The sequence below is a fragment of the uncultured Nocardioides sp. genome (assembly GCF_947489365.1).
GTDB lineage: Bacteria > Actinomycetota > Actinomycetes > Propionibacteriales > Nocardioidaceae > Nocardioides.
This window is the reverse complement of the sequence record NZ_CANLDB010000007.1, coordinates 1-26,395: the sequence shown is the minus strand read 5'-3', so window position 1 is coordinate 26,395 and position 26,395 is coordinate 1. Positions and strand designations below refer to the sequence as shown.

Genomic DNA, 26,395 nt, shown 5'->3' with positions numbered 1-26,395 from the left:
GTCAGGCCGGGACGACGTGGCGCAGCACGGCCGTGGCCTGGGACTCCCAGGAGTAGCGGGCGGCACGGGCCAGGCCCGCCACCTGGAGCCGGGCCCAGAGGTCCGGGTCGTCGAGCACCCGGCGCACCTGGCGCACCATGGCGGGCACGTCGTGCGGGTCGCAGTAGAGGGCCGCGTCGCCGCAACGCTCCCGCAGGCTCGGGATGTCGGCGGCGACGACGGGGCAGCCGAACCGCATGGCCTCGACCGGCGGCAGCGGGGACGCCTCGTAGTGGGACGGGAAGAGGAAGACGGCCGCGCGCCGGTACTGCTCCTCCAGCCGGGCGGGGTCGTTGACCTGGCCCGTGAGCCCGATCCGGTCGGCGAGGTGGGCCGGGACGTGGACCCCCGAGGCCTCGAAGCCGGCTCCGGTGCCGCCCACCACGACGACCTCCACGTCGCCCGCTCCCACCAGCTCCACCGCGGCCCGCCCGAGGCCGTCGGCGTTCTTGCGCCGCGTCAGCGACCCGACGTACAGGCAGCGCCGCTCACGGAGGTCGCGGGCGGGGACGTCGGGGTGGCCGGGGGCCAGCGAGCGGTGGTCCGCGGACGGCCGGGCGAGCCCCGCGCCCTCCCCACCGCCGTTCTGCACGGCCGTCAGGCGCGAGGGTGCGACGAGGCGCCGGTGGTGCCGCAGGATCGCGGTGCGCTCGCTGTCGGAGACGGTGAAGACGCGGTGCGACCGCGCGAGCACGATCGGCACGAGGGCGGAGTAGAGCAGCCGGAAGCTGCGGCTGTAGGCCTGCGGGAAGTAGGCGTACGACAGGTCGTGGACCATCGTGTGGACCTGCCGGCGGCGCGCCAGCAGGAGCGCCAGGGGCGCGAGGTTGCCCAGGCACAGCAGCGGGTCGGAGCCGACCAGGCCCGGCAGCTCGAGCTGCTCCCAGGCGTGCGACGACAGCCGTCCGGCGCGTCGCAGCTCGACCGCCTCGAGGTGCGGCGTGGTGACGAGCTCGCCACGGCGGGGCACCCACAGGACGACCTCGAGGCCAGGGAGCGCGCCGCGGGCGAGGAGGGCGTCGAGGGCGCGGACGAGCTCGATCGCGACCCGCTGCACCCCCGTGACGTCCTGGAGCAGGAAGCGGCCGTCGATGCTCAGCCGGCGCGGCGGCGCCGGTCCCGCGGCCCTCACCGCGCGGGACCGCCGGTGCGTCCGGCCGTCGCCTCCGCGAGCCAGGCGGGTCGCCGGGTCGACGGCGGCAGGACCACCCGGAGGCGGGCGAGGTCGTCGGCGAACCGCGGCGCGAGCTCCCGGCGTACGGCGGCCGGCACGTCCTCGTGGCGCAGCATCCGACGCCGGACGGCCTCGCGGAACCGCCACGTGGTCAGGAGCCGACCCGTACGCCGGGCGGCTTCGTGCCCCTGCACGTCCCAGAGGAGCCGCTGGAGCCGCGGGTGCCGCGGACTCCCCGAGACGTTGACCCGGGGCACCTCCTCGCGCGGGCCCGGCAGGTCGGGCAGGCCGAGGAAGCGGGCGACCTCGTCGAGCGTCCCCTGGTAGTCCCGCTCGAGGTCGTCGTGGAACCACACGCCGAGCCGCCCGGGCGGCAGCAGGTCGGTGAGGTCGTCGAGGGCGTCGGCGTACCGGCTCATCGCGGTGTAGTGCCACAGGTGGTGCCACCCCGCGGCGGCACGCCGGGCCTCGTCGGCCACGGCTCGCAGCAGGTCCGGCTCGGGCTCGCGGCCCTGGGCCCGCAGGTACTGGTGGCTCGACCAGGCGCGGGCCACCGGGTCGCGCAGGAGCACCACCACCCGCGCGTCGGGGTTCAGCCGCAGCAGCTCCGGGACCGCCCGCTCGTGGTGGTAGAGGGTGGACACGGAGCCCTCGCCCCGGACGGGACGGTCGGCCCCGGGCGCGAAGAGCGCCCGGTAGGCGCGCTCCGTCGTCACGACCGAGGAGTTGAACGACTCGTCGTCGCCCGGTCCGGTGAAGTCGACGCGGGTGCCGTGCAGGGCGAGGTAGTGCGGCTCCTTGGGGCTGGTCACGAACACGTCGGGACGACGGCGCAGCCCCTCGAGCAGCCCCGTCGTGCCCGCCCGCCCCGCTCCGGCGACCACGAAGGTCGGGACGTCCCCCGTCCACCCCGCCATCGGACCCCCTCGTGTCGACGCCGCCGGGGTCCAGGGTCCGCGCCGTCGTGCCCGTCGTCGTCACCTGTTTGGGGGACGTCCGAGCGTCAGGAGCCCCCGGGCAGGGACGTCACCAGCGCACGCAGCAGCGGCAGGCCCCACCCCTCCCGCGTCGCGGCGGCGAGAGGGGTGCCCTGGCGGTCCAGCACGAAGCGCAGATTCACGTCGAGCAGGTACGCCGCCAGGACGACGTCCGGTGCGGGGCCCCGGACCCCGAGGTCCCGCTCGAGGCAGGCGCGGGCCTGCGCCTGCCACGCCGCCTCGGCGGGGGGACCGGTGCCGGTGGCGACCCGCAGCCGCTGGGCCAGGAAGTGGACCGGGTCGAACCCCGCCGGCACGTCGGTGCCGAAGTGCTCCCAGTCCCACAGCAGCACCCGGGCCCCGTCCCGCGTCATGTTCCAGGCGGTCCAGTCACCGTGGCTCGGGCCGAGCGACAGCGGTGCGGCCACCCGGCCGAGCCGGCCGAGGTGTGCCCCGAGCTCGCCCCGCAGGACGGGGTCGGCGACCCGGGCAACGCGCTCGCCGGTGCGTTCCGCCCACGCGCTGTCGGCCAGGGGCGCCGTCCTCGCCCCGGCGGACCCGGTCAGCTCGCGCATCGCGTCGAGCGGCGGCTCGGACTCCTCGTCCGCCACGCGGTGGGAGGGGCCGCCGTCGGCCAGGAGCGGGGTGACCAGCAGGAGCTCGAGGCCCCGCCAGGCGTCGTGGCGCAGGACCCGGGAGTGCACCACCCGCCGCAGACCGAGCGCGGTGACGCAGGCCAGGGCGTCGGTCTCGGCGAGGACGGCGGCGCGGCCGGCGTCGTCGATGCCCAGCTTGCCGAACGCCAGGGTGCTGCCGTCGGGGGAGAAGACGCGGAGGACCACCGTCCGCGCGTGCTGCCAGCTCCCGAGCCGGACCGCGACGTCGACCTCGGCGCCGAGGGCGCCGCGCACGGCCGCGACCAGGGAGTCCGGGGTCTCGGGGACCCGGAGCCGTCGGACCGGGAGGCGCTGCGGCAGGGCGCGCCGGTGGGCGGCCACGACGGCGCCGAGCGCCACCCGCCGGGGCAGCGAGCTGCTCTGGCCCGCCAGCGCCCCGGCCGTCGTCGGCGCGGCCGTGGGGAGCAGCCAGCGGGGCGCCCCGAGGCGCGGGAGGACCATCCAGTCCGCCGTCCCCGCGGGAGGCCGGGTACGGCGGGTGACCCGCACGGGCGCCTCGCCCGGCCAGAGCACGCGGGCGGTGTCGAGCAGCAGGTCGGAGGACGTGGGCACCCGCACCACCCCCCTTGTCCGTTGTCCCCGGCGAGCTCGTGGAGGCAGACTAGGGGAGTCGTCGTACGACCGGCGGCCGCGACAGCACCGGGGGTGGGGCTGTGGGACGGAGCACTCGCGCCGGGGTCGCGCCCGCCCTCGTCCGCGTCCTCGCCGCCGTCCTCGCCGCCGTCCTCGCCGCCGTCCTCGCCGGCTGCGGGAGCCCCGTGCCGACCGATCCGCTCGAACCGTCCGGTGCCGGGTCCCGCGCCGACGGTGAGGCGGGGAGCAGCCCGGTGGGTCGGGGTCCGGCGTCCTGCCCGGGACCGGACGGCTGGACGCTCGAGGACCCCCGGATCACCGAGTCGAGCGGCCTCGCCCTGAGCCACCTCCACCCCGGCGTCCTCTACACCCACAACGACCGGGGCAACGCGCCGTCGCTGTTCGCCGTCGACGCCAGCGGGACGAGGGCGGTCCTCGACCTGGCCGTGCCGGCCCTCGACTGGGAGGACGTCGCCACCACGCCCGACGGCCGGATCTGGGTCGGGGACATCGGCGACAACGACGAGGTCCGCGACACCGTCTCGGTCACCGTGGTCGACGAGCCGGAGGTGCTCGTGAGCTCCTCGCTGCCGTCGACGACGTACGAGCTGCGGTACGAGGACGGGCCACACGACGCGGAGTCCCTGCTCGTCGACCCCCGTGACGACCGGGTCTGGGTGGTGACGAAGGACGAGCAGGTCGGCCGGTCCTACGTCGCGCCCTTCCGTCTCGACCCCGACCGCGTCAACGTCCTCCGGTTCGTGGCCGAGGCGCCGTCCGGGGTCAGCGGGGGCGACTTCTCGCCCGACGGCCGGACGATCGTCCTCCGCACCCAGGCACGCGCGTTCTTCGGCCCCGGCTTCCGCGGGGCCGGTGCGGCCGTGGACCTGCCTCGCCAGCGGCAGGGGGAGGCGGTGACCTTCACCGCGGACGGGCGACGGGTGCTCCTCGGCAGCGAGGGGGCCGACAGCGAGATCCTCTGCGTCCGGGTGCCGGGGTGACCGGACCGGTGGGGCGGGACGCCGTGCCGCCGGGCACCCGCGAGACCCTCCTCGTCGTCTGCCGCGCCAACCTCATCCGCAGCCCGTGGGCCGCCGGCCTGCTGCGGCAGAGGCTGGCGGCGGGTGGCGGTCCCACCCACGAGGTCGCGTCGGCCGGCCTGCACGCCGACGAGGGGGCACGACCGGACGCCGACACCGTCGCCCTGGGCGGGGAGTGGGGACTGGACCTCACGACCCACGTCGCCCGCCCGGCCACGGCGGGTGTGGTGGCGGGGGCCTCGCTGGTGCTCACCATGACCGAGGAGCAGCGGTCCGGCGTCGTCCGGCTCGCACCCTCCCTCACGGGACGCACCTTCACCCTGCTCGAGCTCGTCCGGCTGCTGGCCGCCGAGGAGGTGTCCGCCCCGGTGACCGGTGGGCCGCTGGACGGGTGCCTGGCCGACCTCGCGACCCGGGCGCACCGGCGCCGACCGCTCGTGGCGGGCGCGGCAGCACCGGAGGACGTGCCGGACCCCGTCGGACGGGGGACCGCGGAGCTGCGGGAGGTGGCCGGTCGACTGGCGCGGGCGTGCGACCGGCTGACCGGCGTCGCGGGCCCCTGAGACCGGTCTCAGCCGGGGAGGCGACCCGGCAGGCGGGGCGAGGGCTCGGCGTCGGTGCCGGCGTCGGCGTCGGTGTCGGCGTCGGTGCCGGTGTCGGAGTCGTGGTCGGTGTCGGGGGAGACGTCCTGGTCCGGCTCGTGCGGCTGGACCCGCCGGTAGTCGTACCGAGCCCGGTTCGGGTCGTCGACACCGTTGACGACCACCCCGGCGGGCCTCACCTCCACCGTGCGCAGCGCCTCCCGGAGGGCGACGAGCTGTCGGCGCCGCGTCACGCGCGCCCGCGTCACGACGACCACCAGGTCGGAGCGCGTGACGAGCTCCAGGGTGTCGGCGCCGAGCAGCACCGGCGGGCTGTCGAGCACGACGAGGTCGGCGCGGCCGGTGAGGTCGTCGAGGACCTCGCCCATGCGCGGCGAGCTGAGCAGTGCCGCCGGGTTCGGGGCCGGCGTCCCCGCGGCCAGCACGAGGAGGCCGTCCACCCCGACGTCGAGGAGGTGGGTCGTGGCGGCCTCACCGCTGGCGAGCAGGTCCGAGAGGCCGGGCGGGTCGCCGAGCCCGAAACGGGGGGCCACCCCGGCCCGGCGGAGGTCGCCGTCGACCAGGACCACGCCGAGCCCGAGGCGCGCCGCGGCCACCGCGAGGTTCGCGCTGGTCACGGTCTTGCCCTCGCCCTGCTGGGCCGAGGTCACGAGGACGACGGCGCCGGTGCCCTGCGTGTCCGTCGCGCGGGTGGCCAGCAGGAAGCGCAGGTTCACGGCCAGCCGCTGGTACTCCTCGCTGACCGGGTCGTGGGGGCTCAGCAGCGTGGCCAGCCGGTCGGCGAGGGCGCGGTCGCGCCACTCGGGGACCCGCCCGAGGACGGCGCCGCCCAGGACCTGCTGGATCGTCTGCTCCTCGTGGACCACGTCGTCGAGCCGGTCCCGCAGCAGGGCCGCACCCACGCCGAGGATCAGTCCGACGAGGCCACCGAGGACGAGGTTCAGCAGTGTCTGCGGCGTGACGGGGTCCTCAGGCGTCTCCGGGGTGCGGAGGAGCTCCCCGCCGGTGGCAGCGGTGGTCAGCGACTCGGTCAGCGTGTCCGTCTGGGTCGCGAGCTGGCTGAGGGTGCTCAGCAGGGTGCGGCGCTCGTTCTGCAGCTCCCGCTGGGCCGGGTCGTCGGCGAGCTCGTCGTCGATCTCGGCGAGCCGGGTCTCGATGTCCGACTGCTCGGACACGAGGCGCTCCCGGGCCTGCTCATAGCTCCCGACGGAGTCCTGCTCGCGCAGCTGCAGGTACGAGGTGGCCACGACCGAGGCCGTGCGCGCGGCCCGCTCGGGGTCCGCGTCCTGCGCCGTCACCCGCAGGACGCGGCTCGTGCCGACGGCCTGCACCGTGACCAGCTCGGACAGGTCGGGTGCGGCGGCGAGCCCCAGACGCTCCTGCACGAGGCGGGCCACCGGCAGGGAGGTGACGACCTGGGTCTGTGTCGCGACCTCCTCGGCGTCGATCTGGCCGCCACCCGTGGCCTCGGCCTGCGGGCCCGAGGGCTCCAGGAGGACGTCGGCGGACGCGACGTACGTGGGGGTCGCCGCCAGCGAGTAGGCGAGCGCGAGGGCCACGCAGACCAGGAGCACGGCGGTGCCCGTCCGCCAGCGGCGTCGCAGGACCCGGGCGTGGTCGCGCAGGCCAGGCCGGTCCGGTGACGCGACAGTGGTGTCCGTCATCGCGATCGCCCCCCGCGTGCCCCGTTTCGGGCAGTCTAAGGCGGATGGACCCCCGGAGCGCCAGGACTTCCGTGGGTGGGGCCATGGTCTGGTTCGTGGCGTCGTACGCCGGTTCGGTGCTCGGCGTCCTCGCCCTGAACGCCGCGGCGGGGCGCTGGCTCGGCCCCGACGACTTCGGTTTCTTCGTGGTGACGCTGACGGCAGCGGGCCTGCTGAGCCAGGTCGGACTGGTCGGGTCGCACCGCTCCGGGCTGCGCGAGGTCGCCCGGCTGCGCGACGCCGACGACCCGCCGGCGATGGTCGTGCTCCGCAACGGGGTGCGCGTGGTGTGCCTGACGACGCTCCCGCTCGCGGGGCTCGTCGCGGGGACGGCGGCCTGGTTCCTGACCGCGGGCGACCCGCCCGCCGAGCGGCTCGCGCTCGCGGTGGCCCTGGCCGTGCTCGTCGTCCTCGGCGGGCAGCAGCAGCTCTGGGCGAACTACGTCCGCGGGCTCGGCCACGTCCGGTTCGCCAGCCTGCTGGAGGGACGCTCGGGCGGCGCCCTGGTGGCCGCCCTGCAGGCGCTGTGCGTGGTCCTCGTCTGGGTCCTGGTGCCGGGGTGGGGCCTCGCCGGCGCGGTCGGCGCGGTCGCGGCGGGGTTCCTGGTGCCGACGACCTCGGCGTGGCTCGTGGTCCGCCACCGGTGGCACGGGCTCGTCGGGCCCCCGCCCCGGCTCTGGCGGGACCTGCGGAGGACCGTCGGACGGGACTGGCGGTTCCTGAGCGCCCAGGTGGCGACGTTCCTCAACGGGACGACGGAGATCTGGCTGGCGGGCCTGCTGCTCACCGCGGTCGACACCTCGATGTTCTCCGCCGGACAGCGCCTCGCCCTGCTCCTGGTGCTGCCCCTCACCGCCCTGCAGGTCGTCCTCGCGCCGGTCGTGGCGCGGGCGCGCGCGGGTGCCACGGAGCGGTCGGAGCTGGAGCGGCTGGTCCGGACCGGGGCGACCGTCGCCACCGCCCTCGCCCTCGTCCTGGCCCTGCCGATCATGGTGGCCCCGGGCCTCGTGGTCGGGCTCGTCTTCGGCGACGGCTTCTCCCGGGCCGTCCCGGTGCTGCTCCTGGTCTCCCTCGGCTCGCTGGGCAACGTGGCCTCGGGGATGGCCGGCACGACGCTGTCGATGCTGGGTCGCGAGGACGTCGCCGCCCGGGTGCAGTGGACAGGCGTCGTGCTGCGGGTCGGCCTCGGTGTCCCCGCGGCGCTGGTGGGCGGGCTGCTCGGCCTGACGATCTCGGCCTTGCTTGTTTCGTCGATCGTCCCCACAGTGATGTGGTGGCGGAGCCGCCGGGCTCTCGGGATCGCCACCCACGTCACACTCCGTCCTGAGCTGTCGCTCCTGCGAAGGACGGCCGGCTAGGGGGGGCGCCCATGGAGCTCACGTTCGCGGCGGTCCTGTCCGCGATCCTCTTCTTCAGCCTGCTCGCCACCTGCGCGGTGATGCTGGGAGGCAGCGGCCCGACGGACATGGTGCTGCTGTTCGTCCTGGTCTTCTGCCTCTTCTACGGGTTCCGCCCGCTGATGTTCGTCCTGGGCCTCGACGTGCCCTACCCGACGGAGCTGTTCTTCCCGGACGAGATGCCCGCCCTGCTGCCGTCGACGCTGCTCGCGCTGAGCCTGTACCTAGTCGCCGCCATGGTCGGGATCGCCGCGATCAGCCGCTCCGGGGTCCGGGGGTGGGCGCCGTTCTTCGCCTCCCGCGAGACCGACCTGCGGCGGGCCACCACCGTCACCGTCGTGCTCACGGCGATCGGGACGCTGGTGTCGGTCTACCTCATGGCCTCCTACGGCGGGGTCGGCGGCGTCATCGTCGCCAGCAAGTACGACAAGGCGCTCGGTGGCCTGTACGCGCTGCGATCCGTCTCGGGGGTCGGCGCGATCGTCGCGGTGACGACGTTCATCGACATGCGCCGGCAGGGGCTGCCGTCGCGGTGGATCCGGGCCGGCACGCTGCTGTGCGCCTTCGCGAACGCGTTCTTCGTGTTCATGTGGGGCAGCAGGGGTGTCCTCATCGTGGTGGCCGTCGTCCTGGTGCTGGGGCTGCAGTCGGACCGACGGCGGCGTCGGACCGTGCGTCGCGAGCGGGTGCTGGTGCGGTTGCTGGTCGCGGTCGTCCTCGTCGTCGTGGCGGCCAGCGGCATGAGGGTGGCGCGGGACAACCTGAGCCACGGGGAGGTGCAGGCGAACTACGCCTCCTCGAGCTCCTGGCGGCAGGCCGCGGTCGGCACGAACTCCATCTACTTCGACGCGGCGATGCTGTCCTTCCGTGACTTCCCGTCGCGCTACCCGCTGCGGCAGGGCGAGGACTTCGCGAACGGCGCCGTCGGCGTGGTGCCCCGGTTCCTCTGGGCGGGCAAGCCCACCGGCATCCCGCCGGGCAAGTGGTTCCGCCAGGTCTACGAGCCACGGAAGCTGAACGGGTGGCCGATGGGGGCCGCCGCGGTCTGGTACCTCAACTTCGGCTGGTGGGGGCTGCCGCTCGGTGGCCTGCTGTCCGGGCTCGTCATCGGGATGCTGGCGGCGGCGCAGCGACGGCGTCCCGCGAGCGGCTTCAACACCGGGATCGCGGTGGTCGCGGCCGTGTTCGTGCTGCCGCTCGGGTGGGACAACCAGGTCCTGATGAAGCTCATCATCTGGCTCGTGCCGCTGTGGGTGCTGTCGTACTACGTCGCCCCGCGGCGACGGCCGAGCACGACGGATCCACCGGTCCCGGCCCAGGACGACGTCACCGCCGCGAGGTGAGCGACCTGTCCTACGTCCAGTACAGGACGCGGGCCTGCGGCAGGCTCCGCGCGACCTGCGTCGTGAGGACGTCGCGCATGTCGCGCATGACGTCCGTCGGGTAGACGTACTTCACGCCACCGAACTTCGAGCGTTTCTGCGTCCGGTGGGACTCGTCGAGGTCGAGGCGGGTGCCCGGGTACCACGACAGCAGGACCTTCCGGCTGGCCTCGGTGAAGCGGTGGGTGATGAGCTCGACCGTCAGGTCGACGCCCGGGACGCCGGCCAGGGCCGCGGCGGCGTCGTCGAGCAGGGCGGCGTACTCGTCCTGCCAGCCGGGCAGCGGCATGACGGGGGCGACGGTCAGGCCGACGGGGTAGCCGTCGGAGGCGACGGCGCGCAGAGCCGCGAGACGTGCGGCGACGGACGCGGTGCCGCCCTCGAAGCGACGGGCGACGGCGGCCGAGTTCACCGAGACCCGCATCCGGGTGCGCCCGCCGTGCGGCAGGCCGACCAGCGCCGTGGCGTCGTCGTACTTGGTGGTGAAGCGGAGGCCCACGCCGTCGCCGTGCTCGCCACGGCCGACACGCGCGATCGCGGTCGAGAGCGAGCCGGTGACGGACTCGAGGCCCAGCGGGTCGGTGTAGCAGGACAGCTCGAAGGTGGTGCCCTCGTCGCCGCGCTCCGCGTCGCCGGTGGTCACCGTCCCCTGGCCCGCGAGGCCCGCGATCGGGGCCAGGACGTCGTCGAGGTTGGCGTACACGCGGGTGATGGGCGGGCCCTGGAGTGACCCGGCGAGGTAGCAGTACTGGCAGTGGGCGGGGCAGCCCTTCGCGAGGTCGAGGCGCCAGTCCGCGCTCGGCGGGATCGGCTGGGGCTTCAGCTGGCTCGGCGGGGCGACGACGACGGCGAGGGTGCGCTTCGCGCGGGCGTACGTCTCCCGCTCGCTGTCGCCCCGCAGGCTCGGCAGGCGGTCGCCGTCCAGCAGGCGGATGTCGTCGACCCCGGCGGCCTCGCACCGCTCGACTATCCGACGCCCATGCTCGCGCTCGGCGGCGGACCGGGTGACCAGGACGTGTCGCGGCGCCCAGGTGCGAGGAGGGCCGTCGGCCTCGAGACTGTCGTCCGGGATCGTCAGGGTCACGCTCGGTGAACACCGAGCCCGGGGGGTCCGCTTCCGCGGCCCCGCGCCGTCCGCGCGCGACGGTGGTCGGGGGACGAGGCCGGCCACGGCCGAACCACGAGACTCGGGAGGACCGCCGGCCGGACCCGCCACGCCGGCGCACCCGGGGTCGGCTGCGCGCACCACCGAGCGGGCGTCGGCGCGGGCGCCTCGTCGTGCTGCTCGTGACGTTCGCCGCGGCGTTCGGCGTGACGACCCTCCTGCGCTGACGGGACATCGTCCGGGGTGGACTAGCGTCGCGGGATGGTGCGCACCGTGGGACTCGAGGAGGAGCTCCTGCTGGTCGACCCGGCGTCGGGCCAGGTCAGCGCGGCGGCCCCGCGCGTGCTGCAGGGCCAGGCGGCCACCCCCGACGGGGCGATGCCGGTCGAGATGGAGCTGTTCCGCCACCAGGTCGAGACGGCGTCGGCGCCGTCGACGTCGCTCGCGGAGATCGGTGACGACCTGCGCCGCGCCCGTCGTACGGCGGGACAGGCGGCGGGGGCCGAGGGCCTCGCACTGGTCGCCTGCGGCGTGGTCCCGCGGACGGCGGACGGCGCGGTCCCCTCACCCGACGACCGCTACCGCGACATCGTCGACCGCTTCGGGGCGGTGGCCCGGGCCGCCGGGACGTGCGGCATGCACGTCCACGTCGGGGTGGACTCGCCCGAGGAGGGCGTCGCGGTGATCGACCGGATCGCCCCCTGGTTGCCCGTGCTGCTGGCGCTCTCGGCGAACTCGCCGTTCTACGACGACCGAGACACCGGGTACGCCTCCTACCGCGCGCAGGTGTGGTCGCGCTGGCCGACGGCCGGCCCGGCGGAGCCGTTCGGATCCCTGGCCACCTACCGCCGCGTCGGCGAGCGGCTCGTCGCCTCCGGCGCGGCGCGCGACGAGGGGATGCTCTACTTCGACGCCCGTCTCGGGCAGGCGCAGCCGACTGTCGAGCTGCGGGTCACCGATGTGTGCACCGACGTCGAGGACGCCCTGCTCGTCGCCGCCCTCGCGCGCGCCCTCGTCGAGCGGTGCGTCCGCGCCGAGGCGGCGTCCGAGCCCGTCGGCGCGTGGCGGGTGCAGGAGCTGCGGGCTGCGCAGTGGCGGGCCTCCCGGGACGGCGTCTCGGGCGCCCTGCTGCACCCCGCGACGGGCGAGGTGACCCCGGCCCGGGGAGTGCTGGACCTGGTCCGCGGCGAGCTGCGCGGGCTGCTCGACGAGGCCGGTGACCTCGACCGGGTGGACGACGGCATCGAGCGGGTCCTCGCCGGCAGCGGCGCGTCGTACCAGCGGGCGTCGTACGAGCGTGGCGGGAGCGTGCAAGGCGTGGTCGCCGACCTCGTCGCGCGCACCGAGGCCACCTGGGCGGGCTGAGACGGCAACCGGTCTCTGGTCAGTCCCGAGCCCAGGTCGTCGAGCGCCGTGCCTTCTCCCAGATCTGGTGCAGGTCGGGCACGCTCCACACGGGGCCGAGGGCGCTCATCCAGCCGACGAGGTCGCGGCGGGTCACGACGTGCACCCAGCGCGGTTGCACGGCGACGGTGATGGGTGCCCGGCAGCCGACCGGCACGATGACCCCGGTGACGGGGACCGGTCGCCCCACAGCGGCCGACAGCAGACGTGTCGCTCGTTCTGCCTCCCGCTCGGACCGGTGCACGTACGGCACCCGGTGACCGTTCACGGTGAACGTCGACCCGTTCACCCGGATCCGAGCGTCGGGGTGGTGCTTCGTGTTCAGGGCGAAGACGCCTCCCGGGCCCATGAGCAGGTGGTCGATGTCGGCTCCACGCCGACCGACCGGGATCGCATGGAGGGCGGTCCACCGGGGGTCGCGGCCCGAGAGCCTGCGCAGCTCCTCGCCGACGAGGCGCTCGCCCTTGGCTCCGATCCGCCAGGCCCGCTCGTCGGAGTGCCTGCCCATCAGCCGGTCGATGGTGGTCCGCACGGGGGCCTCGGTCCGTCTGGCAGAGGCCTCTCGACCTGCTGACTGACCGGGGAGGTTGCGGGCGAGGTCTGTCCAGGGATCGGAGCGCCCGGAGGCAGCGCCTTCAGTGGCCGGACCCGGGTCCCGGGGCGTCGGGGTGCGTGAAACCCGGTGGTCCGCGGACCACTGGTCCGCCCGTGATGACAGTGCTGCGGCGTCCCCAGGGGTCTCGGGATGGTCCTGTCCGGTGAGCAGGTCACGGAAGCCCAGCTGCCGCCCGTCGGGAACGGCGACGTAGAGGCGGTCGTGCCCGTACCGCTTCCAACGCCGCGTCTCGAGCGCCTCGATCGCCCAGACTCCATCGTCCGAGATCGACATGTGATCACCCCCGGCCGTCATGACAGCAGCGCCGGCGCTGTTTCGCAGACGAATGGAGGATCTGGGGCCCGCGTGCGTCCGGACGCAGCGGCGGGCCCCGGGGCGGCTCAGCCCGGGGTCTTGTCCCGACCCTTGCGCCCGGCGGAGGCGCCCTTGCCGGCCCACTTCGAGGTGGAGTCGAACGGCTTGCGACCCCAGCGACCCAACGGGCCGGGCATCTTGCCGGCGACGTTCCCGGCGGTCCCGAACGTCTTCTTCGTCGCCCGTTCGGGGTGACGGGACAGACGGGGGAGCAGGAACGCGAGCACGGCGAGGACGACGACGATGCCGATGATGACGGCGATGACCATGGGAGCTCCGGTCCAGCGGGGAGGAGGTCCCGGTCTGGTGGGACCACTGTGTCCCTGCCAACGGGTGGGCGCAACAAGCATCGCCGCGAGGCGGGTGCCCGTCCGCGGCCGTCGGTCCAACCGGCGGACAGGACGTCGGGGCATGTGTACCGATCGGTGCGCAGGGCACCGTCGGACCACGGGCACGACTGAGGCGGTGGAGGGGTTCCATGCACTTCCACGTGGTCGAGAACCTCGCCCACGGCCCCGTGCACCACCTCGACGGCATCTCGTCGATCGCCTATCCCAGCGACCGGCCGGCGTTCCGTACGGTCGGGGAGGCCATCGACGCGGTGATGGACTCGGCGCTGAGCCACTGGGGTGCGCTCGCCGAGGACGCCGTCGAGCTCGCGCTGATGGCGGAGATCGGCGACGGTCACGAGCTCTCGCGCGAGGGCGCCCTCGCCTCCTGGGTTGCCCTGGACGGCAGCGGGGCGGTGTGGTCCCTCCAGTCGTGCGACTGCGCGGACGGCACCCTCGCCCAGATCTTCGCCCACGACCGCGGCCACTGATCTCGCCCGCGGGCTCCGCCGGGGCCACGGCGAACCGCGGTGGACGGCCCGTAGGGCCTACTCTCGGAGCAATCGAGTCTGACAAGCCGCGCTCGTCGAGCGCGCGAGGTCGACAACGAAAGGTCGAGCGTCATGACGACCTCGCCATCAGCACCGTCCCTCCCCGCAGCCGGCCCCGCCGGTACGGCGCCCGCCGACCACGGCGGACTACGCATCGCGCTGCGCGCCCCCGCAAGGGGCATCCCCCTCGAGGGTGCCTGGCACCCCCGGTCCCGCGACCTCCGCCGCGAGGGCGCCGACCTCGTCGACCACTTCCCCGTCGAGGTGGGCCGGGTCGGGCGGCTGCTCTTCTCGCGGCCCGACTGGGACGCCGAGCCCGGCGTCCGGAGCGCCCACCAGATCAGGGCCGCCCGCGGTCCCGTGAAGGTCGGGTCCTTCCCCCGCGACGACACCCACCTGATGGTCGTCAAGCTCTCCCAGGACCGTGCGCTGCGCCTGCTCGTCGTCCCCAGTGACGTCGACGAGGAGCGGGGTCGCCGCATCCTCGAGCAGGCGGCGTCGTCCGACAACACCCTGTCGGCCGACGAGCTGCTGGCCCTCGACTAGCAGGACGGGCCCCAGGACCTGATCGGGTCTTGCAGGAGTCGAGCACCCGCGTCGTCCTCGACTTGCGGACCGCTGGCGGTTCGGAGCCTAAGGTCGTCCTCGACCGTCCCGCCTGGACCCCATGCTGGGCGGGACGGTCACCCATCTCGCCCGGTCACGGGCCCGCTGTCCCGCCTTTCGATCGGGTGGTGGTCCGCCGTGCGCGGTCCGCTCTGGCCGCTGTCAGCCGGCGCAGAGCGGATGGTCCGACGCCGTGCAGGGGCAGGAGCTCGTCGAGGTCGTCCGGGAGGTCGGCGAGGCGCACGTAGCCGGCGTCGACGAGCGCGCCGGTCGCCGGCCTGCCGATCGTGATGCCGTCGAAGGTCGGGCCGCGGTCTCGGGTGGGGTCCACAGCGGGGTCGACCGGTGCGGGCGCACCGACTCATCGCGCGTGGCGTCGCTGTTCAGCGGGTCCCGGTGGGCGTGGCCCGCTGAGGCGCCCTGCCCTGGACGCGGAACGCGCGGGACACCGTGGTGGTGTTGCCGGCGACGTCAGTGACGGTGGCGAGCCAGCGGCGGGTTCCACCGCGCTGGGGGCCCTGGGGGCCCTGGACGATCCGTCCGTAGGTCACCGTGCAGTCGCCGTCGATTCCGGAGCCGGCGTCGACGCCGGTGCAGCTGATCGGCTCGGCGTCGCGGGCGTAGGGGGCGGTGCCGGTGCGAGTGATCTCGATCCGCGGTGCGGTGGTGTCGACCTGGAGCGGGGTGCGGACCTTGGTCTCCTGACCGTCGGCGGCGGTGACCTTGCGGGCGACCGCGAACCCGGGGCGAGTGTCCTGACGGGTCACCGGCGCCGGGCACACCAGCGGGGCGGTGCCGCCTCCGCAGGTGTAGGTCACGGTGGCCGGGGTGCGGTACCAGCCGGCCCCGTTCTCCGGGACCTCGCTGCTGACCTGGCCGGTGATGAACAGCTCGGGCACGTTCACGACGACGTCCTGCGTGACCTGCTCGGCGTCGGCGTACTCCTCGTCGCCGGCCTGGTCGGCGGCGATGGTGCAGGTGCCGGGGCCGTCGAAGGTCACCTCGTCGGTCACGGCGTCGATGGAGCACACCTCGGCCGCGGAGTCGGCGACGGAGAAGGTCACCGGGTTGCCGGACGGACCGCCGGTGGCGGTGGGGGTGTAGGTGTCACCCACGGTCGCGTCGTCCGGTGGGGTCGAGGTGATGGTGATCGTCTGCGGTGACGGAGCCGGCCCGGGCGGCTCCGCCAGGGTCAGGCTGATCGGACCGTCGAGGGTGGCGATCCGGGTCGCGGACCCGCCCGAGGCGGGGACCGACACGATGGCGTCGGCGTCGTAGCTCGCGACGTAGATCGTGCCGTCCTCCCCGACGGTCACACCGTCGGCTCCGCCCAGCACGGTGGTCAGCGTGGTCGCGGTGTCGACCGCGGTGAATCTCTTGACCCTGCCGCTGTTCTGCTCGGTGGCCACGATCGAACCGTCGGGAGCCTCCGCTGCGTCGTGCGGATATCGAAGGCCCTGGGCGACGACGGTGCCGTCACCCCCGGGTGTGACCCGAGTCACGGTTCCTGAGGAGAAGTCCGGTACGAGGAGGTTGCCGTCACCGTCGAGCGACAGCTGTGACGGGGTCGTGAACTCCTCGAACGGCTGTGGTGCGCCGTCCTCGGGCTGGATGTAGACCGTGCCTCTCAGGTCGGACACGTAGACCGTGCCGTCCCACCCCACCACGACGCCATAGGCGTTGCCGTAGCCCCGGTAGACCTCGACCGCGCCGCCGTCCGCCGACAGGCGACGAACCCTGTCTCCGCCCGCCACCCACAGGTCGCCGTTCGGAGCCACCGCGGTCGACGACTTGCGGACGCCGCCCAGACCGAGGGACGTCGTCTGGGTGGAGTCGCCCGGGAGGAGCCGGACCGAGCCTTCGAGCTCTGTCGCGATGAGGTCGGGCCGCTCCGCCGCCGCGGCGGATGCGGCGGTGGTGAGACCGGGACTGCAGGCCGCAGCCACGGCCAGGCCCATCCCGCCGATCCAGGCGGCGCGACGCGTGGTTCGGGACATGGGCCCTCCCAGGCTCCCCGCGGGCGAGCCCCGACGGCCGCCCCTGCCGCAAGCATCAGCCGTTCACGTGATGATCTGCGCTTTCTTGCGGGATTCTTGCGACAGCGGCACTCGGACGTGGGGCCGTCGACCGTGTCCGGGCTGCGGGGGGCACGAAAAAACCGCCTCCGACTCCGCGTTGTCGCAGGTCAGAGGCGGTTCACCAGGTGGTGGGCGATACTGGGTTTGAACCAGTTCCCGAGTACTTCTGCGTCACTGGCCTTGACCTGCGGAAACCCGGTCCTGACCTGCAACTACGCGGAACAGTAGCGCGGCACCTAGCGGAATGCAACGGAACCAATTGCTAGACTGATCTGGCACGCAAGTGGCACGGGCGGGGGTCAGGTGACGAATCGCAGGGGATCGAAGAGCAGCTTCGGCAGCATCAGGAAGCTGCCCTCTGGCCGATGGCAGGCGCGCTACGCCGGCCCGGATGGCCGCACGCATAAGGCGCACACCACCTTCGAGACCAAGGGTGACGCCGAGGCGTGGTTGGCGACCGTGCGGACGGATCTCGTGCGTGACACCTGGCGACCAGGCAGCTCGGGAGTGGCCCCGCGTGCCCTCACATTCGGCGACTACGCGGAGGCCTGGCTCGCCGGTCGTACCGTGCGCGGTCGACCACTCGCGGATCGCACGCGCGCCCACTACCGAACCTTGCTCGACACCTACGTCCTCCCGACCTTCGGGCCCATTGCCCTGAAGCACATCACCCCAGAGTCGGTGGATCACTGGTACGCCGTCACCGCTGTCGGTCGACCAACGACACAGGCGCACGCGTACAGCCTGCTGCGGACGATCCTAGGGACGGCCGTCGACCGAAACCTCATCAGTACCGCGAACCCGGCCAAGGTGCGCGGGGGCGGGTCCACGACACGGGTGAAGAAAGTCCGACCAGCCAGCCTCGACGAGCTCGAGGCGATTGTCACCGCGATGCCCGAGCGGTACCGCGTGATGACGTTGCTCGCCTCATGGTGTGCCCTTCGGTTTGGCGAACTGGCCGAGCTGCGCAGATCGGATGTCGACACCAAGGCGGGTCAGCTCCGCATCCGGCGCGGTGTCGTGAGGGCCGGCGGGCAGACGATCGTCAAGACACCCAAGAGCGACGCTGGGTCGCGCGACGTGGCGATCCCACCGCACCTCATGCCGCTGGTCCGAGAACATCTGCTCGCGCACGCCGAACCAGGTCGCGATGGCCTGCTGTTCCCGGCTCGAGGTGGGGGTCACCTCGCGCCGTCTTCGCTGTACCGGGTCTACTACCGGGCGCGGGAAGCGGCTGGCCGACCTGACCTGCGCTGGCACGATTTACGGCATACCGGCGCAGTGCTGGCGGCGCAGACAGGCGCCACCCTCGCCGAGCTGATGGGTCGGCTCGGCCACGCGACGCCGGCGGCCGCACTGAGGTATCAGCACGCGGCGGCCGAGCGTGACGTAGAGATTGCGCGCCGACTCTCGGACTTGGCCGGTGGTCGTTGATGCGGGACCTGGTGCACAGGGAGGGACCGGACCCGAGCGACCCGTTTGTCGCTGGTGGGGTGGTGACGACCTATCGGCTCGAGGAGGACTATCCGTTCGCAGACCTCCCACCACATCAGCACGACATTGCGCGCTTGAACGCCTTTCAACCCTCGGTAGATGAAGAGGGGGCTTGGCGCGTGCAGCGGACCATCTACTGCGAGAAGTGCCCGCAGAAGAAGGGTGGGGCCCGGGCGATCGTCTACGTGTGGGTGCACAGTCCGACCGCCACCATCTGGATCGATCCCGCTGTCGAGAAGCGACCGAACGGTGTCCGCCAGGCCGAGGCTGGCTCCCGCTTGATGCACGGTCCCACTTGGCGGCAGCCCTGTCCCTACGGGGTCGCCTCATGTCCAGGCTGCCGAAGCCGGTGGTTCGTAATGTCTAACGAGCGTCAGATCTTCCTGCTCGCGATCAAGCCCGGGCGGTACGACGCTGTAGTTCAGGAGTAGGTCCGCCACGCCGGTCGTGACCGCCGCCCGCCAGCCGCTCCTTTCCTATAGAGTGAGGTTATTGCCTGGCGTACTCGCCGGATCCCCGCGCGCAATGGGCCGCCGCGGAACCTTTGAAGGGTTCCGTTGTGCCTGCCCAGAACCGCAGATGGCTTTCCCAAGCCGAAGCAGCCGACTACCTCGGCGTCACCGATCGCACCATCCGCAACTACGTCTCACGCGGCCAGCTTGTTGGCCACCGCGTGCGCGGGTCCCGACTGATCCGCATCGACCAGCGCGACCTCGACGGTCTGCTGTCGCCCATCCCCGCTGCTGGGGGTGCGTCTCATGGCTGAGAACCGAGAGGGCCCCGCCACCCGGGCAAAGGTGACAGGGCCAGAGATCTCGTCGGCGAACCAGATCGAGATCCACGGTAGGACTTCCGACCGCGCCGTGCGTTGTGTTCGGTGCGGACGGCCTCTCAGTAGCCCTCGCAGCGTCCCGCGCCGAGTTGGCCGTCAGTGCCGTCTGCTCCTCGAGCAGGGGGTGGCATGAGGACCCGGATCACTGTCGAGGCGTCCGACGAGATCATCGTCGTGCGCGGCTACGGGGCGCGTGACCTCATGCGTGGGGCCGGGATGCGTCCGATCTTCTCCGGCTCGGCTGGCGGCTGGATGCTCGACGCCAGCAAGCTGCCCGACCTGCTCGCTGCCCTCGAGCACCGCGGTGTCGTGGCTGAGGTTGGTGAGCGCCGATGACGACGTCGACGAGCACCCGCAACGCCGTCATGTGCCCTCGGTGTGGCACCCCGACCAGTCTCTGGTCGTGCTCGTGCGGGGAGACCCGCGACGACCCACGCCAGGTGACCGCCCAGACCGGGCCAAGGGAGGTGCGGCCGACCCGCGATGCGATGAACCGTCGGCGTCAGTGGGCCTACAAGCTCGTCAGGAAGGCTGCGCCGAACTCGCCGGCCTACGGGACCGCCGAGTGGCTGGCGCTGCCCGAGAGCAGCCCGGAGAAGATCGCCGCGGTCGTGCGTGCGGCTGAGTGCTGGGCACGCGAGGGTGACGAGCTCGAGGAGAAGCTGCGCCACGAGGTCGCGCTGGCACGTCGTGCGTTCAAGGTCGAGGAGGACCGCGGCTATCAGGAGCGCGCGGCTGCTCACAAGGAGCGGTGGAAGCACCTGCGGGTCGTCCGCAACGACACCACCTACTCGCAGACCGAGGCGTTCCGCGCCGGCACCTGGCCTAACGGCAAGCCGGGAGGTGTCGCGTGACGGGATACGGATTCCAGGACTTCGACGACGTCTATGTCCCGCACCCTGACGAGCCCATGCCGGTCTTCCGTCGGTCGTGGAAGCCCGCGGACCTCACCGAGGTGCTCGACGGCGCCTGGCAACCCCCAGAGCCCACCGTGGGCCGCAGGAGCGACGGGGTGGGCATGTTCTACCCCGGCAAGGTCCACACCGTCTCGAGTGAGACCGAGGGCGGCAAGACCTGGCTGATCCTCTCGGTGGTCCTCGACGAGCTCAAGGCCGGCCGATCGGTGGTCTACCTCGACTTCGAGGACGACGCGGGCGGCATCGTCGGGCGGCTGCTGACCCTCGGCGGGGATCGCCGCTCCATCGCCGAGCGGTTCCACTACGTCCGTCCTGAGGACGGTCTCGGGTCCGGGGTGCACAGCGACGACCTCGACTTCCTACTGCGAGAGACCACGCCGAGCCTGGCCGTGGTCGACGGGGTCACCGAGGCGATGACGCTGAACGGGCTCGACCCGAACAGCAACAGCGACGCAGCCAAGTTCGGGCGGATGCTGCCCCGCCGGCTGGCTCAGGCAGGGGCCGCGTCGGTCTCGCTGGACCACGTCACCAAGTCAGCAGAGGGGAGGGGCCGCTACTCCATCGGTGCGGTGCACAAGCTCAACGGCATCGACGGTGCGGCCTACACCCTGACCAACCGCACCCCGTTCGGCGTTGGTATCACCGGCCGCTCGACGGTGCGCATCGCCAAGGACCGACCCGGACAACTCCGCAAGCACGCCCTCGCCTCGACGGGCGAGCCGTGGTTCGGAGACCTAGTGCTCACCTCGCACGGTGAGGAGTTCGCCGAGGTCGAGGTCGTCACGCCCGAAGTGAAGGAGGCGGGGGAGTTCCGTCCGACCAAGCTGATGGGTGACATCTGCGCGGCGATGGAGAAGGCCGACAAGCCGCTCTCAGGCGCTCAGATCGAGGCGCAGGTGAGGGGTAGAGCGACCTACGTCAGGCAGGCCAGGTCGCTGCTCCAGGTCGATGGGTACGTGTCTGAGACAGCGCCGTTCCAGTTGCTCAAGCCCTGGGATGGAGCTGGGTCGGATGACTGATGCGACCGCAATCTGTCCGGTCAGGCACCTCGTCCCGGCAGCGGGACGGGGTGAACGTCCTGCTAACTGGGCAAATTGTTCAGGATCTTCCGGTTTCGGTCTCCGAAGACACCTGATCGGGCTCACTCAGCACCTCGTCCCCTCGTCCCGACCTCGTCCCACCTCGTCCCGGACGACCCTCCACACACCTCGTCCCTCGTCCCCCTCCCTTAGGGGGGACGAGGACGAGGCCAGGAGATGGGATGCAGGACAGCGACCTGCCTCGTCCCCCGTCCCGAGTGGGTGGTCGGCATGAGCGAGGCGCAAAGCATCAGGCCCGAAGCGCAGGTGTCGTGGCTAGCTCTTGCTGCTGGTCTCGATGAACTCGCTGCTGCTGGCCGACTGACGCCGTGCCAGTCCGACCCCGACCCGTTTGGTTCCGACGACCGTGCTGAGCGACGGGAGGCGGCGAAGGCGTGTGGCTGGTGCCCGCTCCTTGAGGTGTGCGCTGCCTACGCGACCGAGGCAGGCGAGACCAACAACGTCTGGGGCGGACAGGACAGGACCCGTCACCCGCAGACTGTGCGTCGTCACCGTCGAGAGGGGGTGGCGTCGTGACGATCTTCCGTGGCGGGCCCGGTCTGATCCTCCCGGCCGACTTCGTGGCCTGGCTGGACCGCCATGCGAACCTCAGTCAGTTACGCGTCGAGGTCCGTGGGACGAACCCCCGTGCATCGAAGTACCTGAGCGAGATCCACGAGGTGGCGCTCGAGTACCGGGTGGCGCTCACGGGTGAGGCCGAGCCGGCTGCGGTGGAGCCTGGTGTCGAGCGGTCGCAGTGGCTATCGACTGGCGAGGTCGCCGACAAGCTGCGCATGACACCGCGCGGTGTCCGTCGGGCGATCGAGGACCGACGTCTCGAGGCAGAGCGTGTGGGCGAGCGGTACCGGGTCAGCCGGGAGGCGCTCGCCGTCTTCGAGAACTCCCGGGCTGCCTGATGGACCCCAGGGGGGTGGGCCGGACCGCATCTTCACAGGACCGCGGGGAAGGCCTCTCTTATGCGCGGAGGGTTCAAATATTCCGCGACGTGAGAGTTGCCGGTCCGCGCCCAAGGGCATCGGGCGCGGACCGGGGCCTAGTTCCGCCGGGGGAAGTGCTGTCGCGGCGCAACGGGAACTGCGCTGAGTCTGGATTCACCGGGGCCGCAGGCCCTCACCAGACCTAGGAGTTCTTGATGCGAAAGACGTTCATGTCCAACGCCGAGATCATGCAGAGGGCCGAAGCCGAGATCGCGGCCACGCTCGTCCAGATCCGCCGCGACACCTCACGCACCGACGACTACAAGAAGGCTGAGATCGCCAAGGCCTATCAGCAGATGCGCGCCGTGCGTGACCGCCTAGTGGAGGAGCGCAACGCCGCACGTGATGAATACCGGCGCACGCTCGAGCGCGACATCTTCGCGGGTCAGGGCGCCTCGGACCCCTCGTGGGCCATCTCGCGGCGTGATGCGGGGGACCGGGCCGAGCAACTGGAGTCCCCGACACAGGCTGCAGCCCTCCTTGCTCGCGCCGAGCGGCAGGGCGATGAGCCGCTCGCTCGTGCGATCGCAGAACGGGCCTACGAGATGCGCTGGCCCGAGGTCGCAGACCAGTTCCTCGGAGCGCGGCCCGATGTCGCCCCGCGGTTCCAGGAACTGTGGGAGCACGCGGAGCCCAGCCTGCAGCAGACGTTCATGGACAGCATGGCCCTGCAGGCTCGCCCCGCCGAGCTCGACGGGGTGCCCGACTACGAGATCGACAGACTGGCCGACAGCTTCTCGCCGGAGCCTGCGGCCTGATGGGGGCGAGTCGACCCAAGGGCCGCCCGCAAGGAAGCCCGCACCGTCCGCGGCACTCCATCGCCGACATCACGGCCCGGGTCGCAGCTGCCGGCGCCCTGCTCCCCGACCTGACCGACCAGTTCACCTGCCTCGGCCCGGGCACGCAGGCTCGACTGTTCCGCATCGTCGACCTCATCGGCGGGATGAGCCATGACGAGAAGGAAGGGACCCGGGTGCAGCTCACCGGCATCCGGCGTTTCGACCACACCACCGAGGAGATGGCCGAGCTCCTGGGCGCGGTCGAGTCGCTGGTGATGAACCTCGACCGGATCGCCACCCCGACCGTCGATGGCCAGCCCAAGGGGACGCTTGCCGAGCAGTTCCTGGCCGACTACGCCGCGCGCCAGGAGGGCTGAGCCATGGGTGTCCGCAAGGAAGAAATCCGGATCCATGCCACCTCCAACCTGGCCACTCAGGCTGCTAAGGACGCAGCCGCACTCAAGCTGCTGACCTCAGTGTTGAAGGATCTCGGGGCCTCGAGCGCTGACGTCGACCGGATCACTCAACGCACGTCCCGCGGTGGGCTCGGGTCGCTGTCGCGGGATGCGGTGTCGTCCGAGCGCAGCATCCGCCAGCTCGACTCCGGCATCAACAACCTGACCGGCCGGCTGCGGCTCGCTGGTCAGGTTGCGCTGACGCTCGGCCCTGCGCTGATCCCGATGGCCGGCCTCGCTGTGCCCGCCATCGCGGGCATCGCTGCTCAGCTCTCGATTGCCGCTGCGGCTGGCTCGTCGGCGTTGCTGGCCTTCCAGGGCGTGGGGGAGGCGCTGACGTCGATCGAGGCCGCCCGTCTGGATCCGACTGCGGAGAACCTGCAGAAGATGCGTGACGCGCTGTCTGAGCTGTCTCCGCAGGCGCGGGAGTTCGCTCGCGAGGTGGGCAGGCTTCGCCCAGCCATCGCCGCGGCGACGGTGGATGCCTCCGCGGAGGGGTTCTTCCCTGGCCTGCTCGAGGGCATGGACGACCTCGAGTCGGCACTGCCGCGCATCGAGTCATTCTTCAACGAGCTCGGCACCGTGACCGGCGACCTCGCCGGCGACACCCTCGCCTCGCTGACAGGGGAGCGGTGGCAGAGCTTCTTCAACTACATCCAGAACAACGCCCGCCCGATCCTCACAGATCTCGTCGGCACCGTCGGCGACGTCACCCACGGTCTCGCCGAGCTGGTCATGGCCTTCGACCCGACCAACCAGGACTTCTCCTCGTGGCTGCGGGTCCAGGCCGGCGACTTCGACGACTGGGCCGCCGGACTGTCGAAGACCGAGGGGTTCCGCGAGTTCGTCGCCTACCTGCAGCAGAACGGTCCCGAGGTGGCTGAGGCAGCGTCTGCGATCGGTGGGGCGCTGGTCGACATCGCCACCGCTGCCGCGCCCCTGGGTGGTCCCGCGCTGAACGGGCTCGAGGCCGTCGCCAAGGCCGTCTCCGCGATCGCCGACTCCCCGGTGGGGACGCCGCTGATACAGGCCGCGGCCGGGATGATCCTGTTCAACAAGGCCGTCGCCGCCGGTGCCGGTGCTGCGGGGTTCTTCGCCAAGACCCGCGGCAACGCCGCCGCGATGAACTCGACCATCGCCGGCTCCGCGGGCGGGGTCGGTCGTCTCGCGGGCAGCCTTGCTGCCGCTGGCGCTGCGGCCACGATCCTCGGCAACGGGCTGGCCGAGGCGACCGGCGCGAAGATCGACCTCGGCAACCTGACCCGCGACCTCGACGCCTTGACCAAGGGCGCGGACACCAAGCTGCTCGACCAGGTCGGCAACAGCCTCGAGTACATGGCCGGGTGGCAGAACAAGGCCGCCGAGCCCATCCGTGAGGTGTTCAGTGCGTTCGGGCTGTTCGGCAACACCCCGATGGACAACGCGGTCGACAACATCGAGTCCGTCGACCAGGCGCTGGCGCAGATGGTCGAGTCCGGAAACGCAGGCAAGGCCGAGAAGGCGATGCAGCGCATCCTGCAGGCCGCCACCGGAGCCCCCGAGGGCGCCTCGATCGCACCCTGGGCGCGCGAGGAGGTGATGGCGAACTTCGGGGCCTACCAGACCGCGCTCGACAACGCCGCCGGCGGGAACGGCAGGTACGCCGACTCCGCGAACGAGGCCGGGGATGCCGCCTCGGGTGCCGGCCAGAGCATCGGGGAGATGACCCGGGCCCTGTGGAGGCAGAAGGAAGCCGCGCTCGGCGCGTTCGACGCCCAGACCGCCTGGGGCCAATCCCTCGCCGACGCCGAGGAGGCCGCAGCCAAGGGCGCCCGGGGGATCAGCTCCCACACCGAGGCCGGCCGTGAGAACCGCACCCTCCTCTCGGGCATGGCGTCGTCGTGGAACGGCATGTCCAACGCGGTCAAGCAAAACACGGACCGCTACTACTCCGCCCGCGACGCCTTCGTCCGCGTCGCCACCCAGATGACCGGCAACGAGCAGGCCGCCAAGCGCCTCGCCCGCCGCTACCTCGACATGCCCAAGAAGGTCGTCTCCCGCCTCGCACTCGAGGGCGAGCGCCAGACCCGACAGGGCCTAGACAACACCACCCGGCGGGTCGAACGACTCAACCGCCAGCGCGCCAGGCCCCGGGTGGAGCCGCAGACCCGCCGCGGTGACCAGATGCTGTCCCGGTTCGACTCACGCATGCGGGAGATCGGCGGACGCCGCCCCACCCCTGTGGTCGGCGCTAACTCCAGGCCCGGCATGTCGACCATCAACGGCATGGACAACCGGCTCCGTCAGCTCGACCGCACCAAGACCAACCCCGGGGTCGGCGCCGACATCGGCGAGGCCATGCGCAAGACCGGCCAGGCCCGCGACGAGCTCAACCGCTTCGGCAGCCTGCGACCCTCACCCGCGGTCGGGATCAACGACAACGCTTCCGGTCCCCTGTCGGGCATCCGGGCGATGATGGCCTCCATCCAGTCCAAGACCGTCACGGTGACCGTGCAGACCCGCCAGGTCCGCGCCAACGCCGCCGGCGGCTACTACCCGTCCGTCGCCGGGCGGCACCAGCAGGCTCCGGCCTTCGCAGCCGGCGGCATCCGCAAGGAGTTGCCTCGTACCGCCGAGGCCATCCTGCGCGAGCGCATCGCAGCCGGCGACTACGCCAACGGCCACCGCGCGCAGATGGTGGCCGGCGGACCTACCCGGGTGTGGGCCGAGCCTGAGACGAAGGGTGAGTCGTACATCCCGCACGCGAACGACTGGCGACGTCCCGGGGCGAAGGCGATCCTTGAGCAGACCGCAGGCATCCTCGGCGGCCAGGTCGAGTGGTACGCCCGCGGCGGACTGCGACGACGCCAGGGCGTCGAGGCGTCACTTCGGGCCCAGGAGGCGGAGTATCAGCGCCGCGAAGCTGAGCGTCACGGCGTGATGGCCGCTCTGCGCTCCGGCGGGGGAGGCGGTTACAGCGGCCCGTCCACGGTGCAGATCTCCGGCCCGGTCCACCTAAAGGGCACCCTGAACACCCCGTGGGGACCAGCCCAGGTCGAGGGCATCGCAGAGGCCGCAGCCGAGCGGGTCCTACAGAACCAGCGGTCCAACGACTCCTTCGCCCGTGACTCCGACGCGATGGTCGTCTACGACGGGAGCGGTGTTTAGGATGCCGCTTGGCCGTCCCGCTGGAACCCCATGTCGAGCGGGGCGGCCCTCTTCTTCCTCCTGACATCGCAACGACCCCACCTGAGA

At 72.5% G+C, this 26,395-nt stretch carries 26 protein-coding genes; 18 read left to right on the top strand and 8 right to left on the bottom strand.

The annotated features are described in order from the left end of the window. Position 1: 1 nt before the first annotated feature. The 3 genes from Q0858_RS17390 to Q0858_RS17380 form a co-directional block, all read right to left on the bottom strand. A complete protein-coding gene (locus Q0858_RS17390; RefSeq protein WP_299057110.1) occupies positions 2-1,171 on the bottom strand; it encodes a glycosyltransferase family 1 protein in 1,170 nt (389 codons plus the stop codon). Continuing rightward, on the bottom strand, positions 1,168-2,130 hold the full coding sequence (locus Q0858_RS17385) for a sulfotransferase (protein WP_299057107.1): 963 nt from the start codon (positions 2,128-2,130) through the stop codon (positions 1,168-1,170). The genes Q0858_RS17390 and Q0858_RS17385 overlap by 4 nt, the downstream gene beginning before the upstream one ends. An 86-nt stretch (positions 2,131-2,216) precedes the next feature. Beyond that, positions 2,217-3,419, bottom strand: coding sequence for a hypothetical protein (locus Q0858_RS17380; RefSeq protein ID WP_299057104.1), 1,203 nt, complete (start codon positions 3,417-3,419; stop codon positions 2,217-2,219). A gap of 101 nt (positions 3,420-3,520) precedes the next feature. Here Q0858_RS17380 and Q0858_RS17375 point away from each other — a divergent pair, with 101 nt between their 5' ends. Together Q0858_RS17375 and Q0858_RS17370 are read left to right on the top strand one after the other, a co-directional pair. Further along, a complete protein-coding gene (locus Q0858_RS17375) occupies positions 3,521-4,441 on the top strand; it encodes a hypothetical protein (protein ID WP_299057101.1) in 921 nt (306 codons plus the stop codon). Further along, positions 4,438-5,043 carry a hypothetical protein gene (locus Q0858_RS17370; protein WP_299057099.1) on the top strand — a complete coding sequence of 202 codons (606 nt, stop codon included), beginning with the start codon at positions 4,438-4,440 and terminating at the stop codon, positions 5,041-5,043. Before Q0858_RS17375 ends, Q0858_RS17370 begins: the two co-directional genes overlap by 4 nt. Positions 5,044-5,051: 8 nt before the next feature. Here Q0858_RS17370 and Q0858_RS17365 read toward each other — a convergent pair whose 3' ends face one another. Then, on the bottom strand, positions 5,052-6,746 hold the full coding sequence (locus Q0858_RS17365) for a polysaccharide biosynthesis tyrosine autokinase (RefSeq protein WP_299057096.1): 1,695 nt from the start codon (positions 6,744-6,746) through the stop codon (positions 5,052-5,054). An 83-nt stretch (positions 6,747-6,829) separates the two neighbouring features. Here Q0858_RS17365 and Q0858_RS17360 point away from each other — a divergent pair, with 83 nt between their 5' ends. Next, a complete protein-coding gene (locus Q0858_RS17360) occupies positions 6,830-8,143 on the top strand; it encodes a lipopolysaccharide biosynthesis protein (protein WP_299057095.1) in 1,314 nt (437 codons plus the stop codon). Between the two features lie 11 nt (positions 8,144-8,154). After that, a complete protein-coding gene (locus Q0858_RS17355; protein WP_299057094.1) occupies positions 8,155-9,525 on the top strand; it encodes an oligosaccharide repeat unit polymerase in 1,371 nt (456 codons plus the stop codon). Positions 9,526-9,535: 10 nt separating this feature from the next. Here the strand turns inward: Q0858_RS17355 and Q0858_RS17350 are convergent, their stop codons facing one another. Then, positions 9,536-10,648, bottom strand: a complete 1,113-nt coding sequence (locus tag Q0858_RS17350) for a spore photoproduct lyase family protein (protein ID WP_299057091.1) — start codon at positions 10,646-10,648, stop codon at positions 9,536-9,538. A 282-nt stretch (positions 10,649-10,930) separates the two neighbouring features. Between Q0858_RS17350 and Q0858_RS17345 the strand changes: the two genes are divergently transcribed. Then, positions 10,931-12,034 (top strand): glutamate--cysteine ligase, encoded by a 1,104-nt coding sequence (locus tag Q0858_RS17345; protein WP_299057089.1) that lies wholly within the window; start codon positions 10,931-10,933, stop codon positions 12,032-12,034. A gap of 19 nt (positions 12,035-12,053) precedes the next feature. On the opposite strand, the gene Q0858_RS17340 is transcribed toward Q0858_RS17345, so the two are convergent. Continuing rightward, positions 12,054-12,605, bottom strand: a complete 552-nt coding sequence (locus Q0858_RS17340; protein ID WP_299057088.1) for a nuclease-related domain-containing protein — start codon at positions 12,603-12,605, stop codon at positions 12,054-12,056. A gap of 464 nt (positions 12,606-13,069) precedes the next feature. Further along, positions 13,070-13,312 (bottom strand): DUF6411 family protein, encoded by a 243-nt coding sequence (locus Q0858_RS17335; RefSeq protein WP_299057086.1) that lies wholly within the window; start codon positions 13,310-13,312, stop codon positions 13,070-13,072. A 209-nt stretch (positions 13,313-13,521) separates the two neighbouring features. Between Q0858_RS17335 and Q0858_RS17330 the strand changes: the two genes are divergently transcribed. Both Q0858_RS17330 and Q0858_RS17325 read left to right on the top strand, forming a co-directional pair. Next, the gene (locus Q0858_RS17330) at positions 13,522-13,863 is read left to right on the top strand and encodes a hypothetical protein (protein WP_299057084.1); all 342 of its coding nucleotides are present in this window, start codon (positions 13,522-13,524) and stop codon (positions 13,861-13,863) included. Between the two features lie 132 nt (positions 13,864-13,995). After that, positions 13,996-14,469: a DUF5994 family protein gene (locus Q0858_RS17325; RefSeq protein ID WP_299057081.1), complete on the top strand. Its 474-nt coding sequence runs from the start codon at positions 13,996-13,998 to the stop codon at positions 14,467-14,469. 443 nt (positions 14,470-14,912) lie between these two features. Here the strand turns inward: Q0858_RS17325 and Q0858_RS17320 are convergent, their stop codons facing one another. Continuing rightward, positions 14,913-16,526: a hypothetical protein gene (locus tag Q0858_RS17320; protein WP_299057078.1), complete on the bottom strand. Its 1,614-nt coding sequence runs from the start codon at positions 16,524-16,526 to the stop codon at positions 14,913-14,915. A gap of 384 nt (positions 16,527-16,910) precedes the next feature. Between Q0858_RS17320 and Q0858_RS17315 the strand changes: the two genes are divergently transcribed. From Q0858_RS17315 to Q0858_RS17275, 11 genes are all read left to right on the top strand, one after another. Beyond that, a complete protein-coding gene (locus tag Q0858_RS17315; protein ID WP_299057075.1) occupies positions 16,911-18,041 on the top strand; it encodes a site-specific integrase in 1,131 nt (376 codons plus the stop codon). A gap of 619 nt (positions 18,042-18,660) precedes the next feature. Next, positions 18,661-18,867: a helix-turn-helix domain-containing protein gene (locus Q0858_RS17310; RefSeq protein WP_299057073.1), complete on the top strand. Its 207-nt coding sequence runs from the start codon at positions 18,661-18,663 to the stop codon at positions 18,865-18,867. Beyond that, complete coding sequence (locus Q0858_RS21555; RefSeq protein WP_366916022.1) at positions 18,860-19,066, top strand: DUF6011 domain-containing protein; 207 nt, start codon at positions 18,860-18,862, stop codon at positions 19,064-19,066. The genes Q0858_RS17310 and Q0858_RS21555 overlap by 8 nt, the downstream gene beginning before the upstream one ends. Next, complete coding sequence (locus Q0858_RS17305; RefSeq protein WP_299057071.1) at positions 19,063-19,269, top strand: hypothetical protein; 207 nt, start codon at positions 19,063-19,065, stop codon at positions 19,267-19,269. The genes Q0858_RS21555 and Q0858_RS17305 overlap by 4 nt, the downstream gene beginning before the upstream one ends. A 152-nt stretch (positions 19,270-19,421) precedes the next feature. Further along, positions 19,422-19,787, top strand: coding sequence for a hypothetical protein (locus Q0858_RS17300; protein ID WP_299057067.1), 366 nt, complete (start codon positions 19,422-19,424; stop codon positions 19,785-19,787). Next, on the top strand, positions 19,784-20,869 hold the full coding sequence (locus tag Q0858_RS17295) for an AAA family ATPase (protein WP_299057065.1): 1,086 nt from the start codon (positions 19,784-19,786) through the stop codon (positions 20,867-20,869). Before Q0858_RS17300 ends, Q0858_RS17295 begins: the two co-directional genes overlap by 4 nt. A gap of 237 nt (positions 20,870-21,106) precedes the next feature. Continuing rightward, a complete protein-coding gene (locus tag Q0858_RS21550) occupies positions 21,107-21,466 on the top strand; it encodes a WhiB family transcriptional regulator (protein WP_366916021.1) in 360 nt (119 codons plus the stop codon). Beyond that, complete coding sequence (locus tag Q0858_RS17290) at positions 21,463-21,846, top strand: helix-turn-helix domain-containing protein (protein ID WP_299057062.1); 384 nt, start codon at positions 21,463-21,465, stop codon at positions 21,844-21,846. Before Q0858_RS21550 ends, Q0858_RS17290 begins: the two co-directional genes overlap by 4 nt. Before the next feature lie 236 nt (positions 21,847-22,082). Further along, positions 22,083-22,685 carry a hypothetical protein gene (locus Q0858_RS17285; protein ID WP_299057060.1) on the top strand — a complete coding sequence of 201 codons (603 nt, stop codon included), beginning with the start codon at positions 22,083-22,085 and terminating at the stop codon, positions 22,683-22,685. Continuing rightward, on the top strand, positions 22,685-23,083 hold the full coding sequence (locus tag Q0858_RS17280; protein ID WP_299057057.1) for a hypothetical protein: 399 nt from the start codon (positions 22,685-22,687) through the stop codon (positions 23,081-23,083). The genes Q0858_RS17285 and Q0858_RS17280 overlap by 1 nt, the downstream gene beginning before the upstream one ends. A 3-nt stretch (positions 23,084-23,086) precedes the next feature. After that, positions 23,087-26,308 (top strand): hypothetical protein, encoded by a 3,222-nt coding sequence (locus Q0858_RS17275; protein ID WP_299057054.1) that lies wholly within the window; start codon positions 23,087-23,089, stop codon positions 26,306-26,308. Positions 26,309-26,395 lie beyond the last annotated feature (87 nt).

Excerpts from the sequence above, each read along its gene's own strand:
- Q0858_RS17385 (WP_299057107.1), bottom strand. The coding sequence starts at position 2,130 with ATGGCGGGGTGGACGGGGGACGTCCCGACCTTCGTGGTCGCCGGAGCG.
- Q0858_RS17365 (WP_299057096.1), bottom strand. The coding sequence starts at position 6,746 with ATGACGGACACCACTGTCGCGTCACCGGACCGGCCTGGCCTGCGCGAC.
- Q0858_RS17360 (WP_299057095.1), top strand. The coding sequence starts at position 6,830 with ATGGTCTGGTTCGTGGCGTCGTACGCCGGTTCGGTGCTCGGCGTCCTC.
- Q0858_RS17355 (WP_299057094.1), top strand. The coding sequence starts at position 8,155 with ATGGAGCTCACGTTCGCGGCGGTCCTGTCCGCGATCCTCTTCTTCAGC.
- Q0858_RS17345 (WP_299057089.1), top strand. The coding sequence starts at position 10,931 with ATGGTGCGCACCGTGGGACTCGAGGAGGAGCTCCTGCTGGTCGACCCG.
- Q0858_RS17335 (WP_299057086.1), bottom strand. The coding sequence starts at position 13,312 with ATGGTCATCGCCGTCATCATCGGCATCGTCGTCGTCCTCGCCGTGCTC.
- Q0858_RS17330 (WP_299057084.1), top strand. The coding sequence starts at position 13,522 with ATGCACTTCCACGTGGTCGAGAACCTCGCCCACGGCCCCGTGCACCAC.
- Q0858_RS17325 (WP_299057081.1), top strand. The coding sequence starts at position 13,996 with ATGACGACCTCGCCATCAGCACCGTCCCTCCCCGCAGCCGGCCCCGCC.
- Q0858_RS17320 (WP_299057078.1), bottom strand. The coding sequence starts at position 16,526 with ATGTCCCGAACCACGCGTCGCGCCGCCTGGATCGGCGGGATGGGCCTG.
- Q0858_RS21555 (WP_366916022.1), top strand. The coding sequence starts at position 18,860 with ATGGCTGAGAACCGAGAGGGCCCCGCCACCCGGGCAAAGGTGACAGGG.
- Q0858_RS17305 (WP_299057071.1), top strand. The coding sequence starts at position 19,063 with ATGAGGACCCGGATCACTGTCGAGGCGTCCGACGAGATCATCGTCGTG.
- Q0858_RS17300 (WP_299057067.1), top strand. The coding sequence starts at position 19,422 with ATGAACCGTCGGCGTCAGTGGGCCTACAAGCTCGTCAGGAAGGCTGCG.
- Q0858_RS21550 (WP_366916021.1), top strand. The coding sequence starts at position 21,107 with ATGGGATGCAGGACAGCGACCTGCCTCGTCCCCCGTCCCGAGTGGGTG.
- Q0858_RS17285 (WP_299057060.1), top strand. The coding sequence starts at position 22,083 with ATGCGAAAGACGTTCATGTCCAACGCCGAGATCATGCAGAGGGCCGAA.
- Q0858_RS17280 (WP_299057057.1), top strand. The coding sequence starts at position 22,685 with ATGGGGGCGAGTCGACCCAAGGGCCGCCCGCAAGGAAGCCCGCACCGT.
- Q0858_RS17275 (WP_299057054.1), top strand. The coding sequence starts at position 23,087 with ATGGGTGTCCGCAAGGAAGAAATCCGGATCCATGCCACCTCCAACCTG.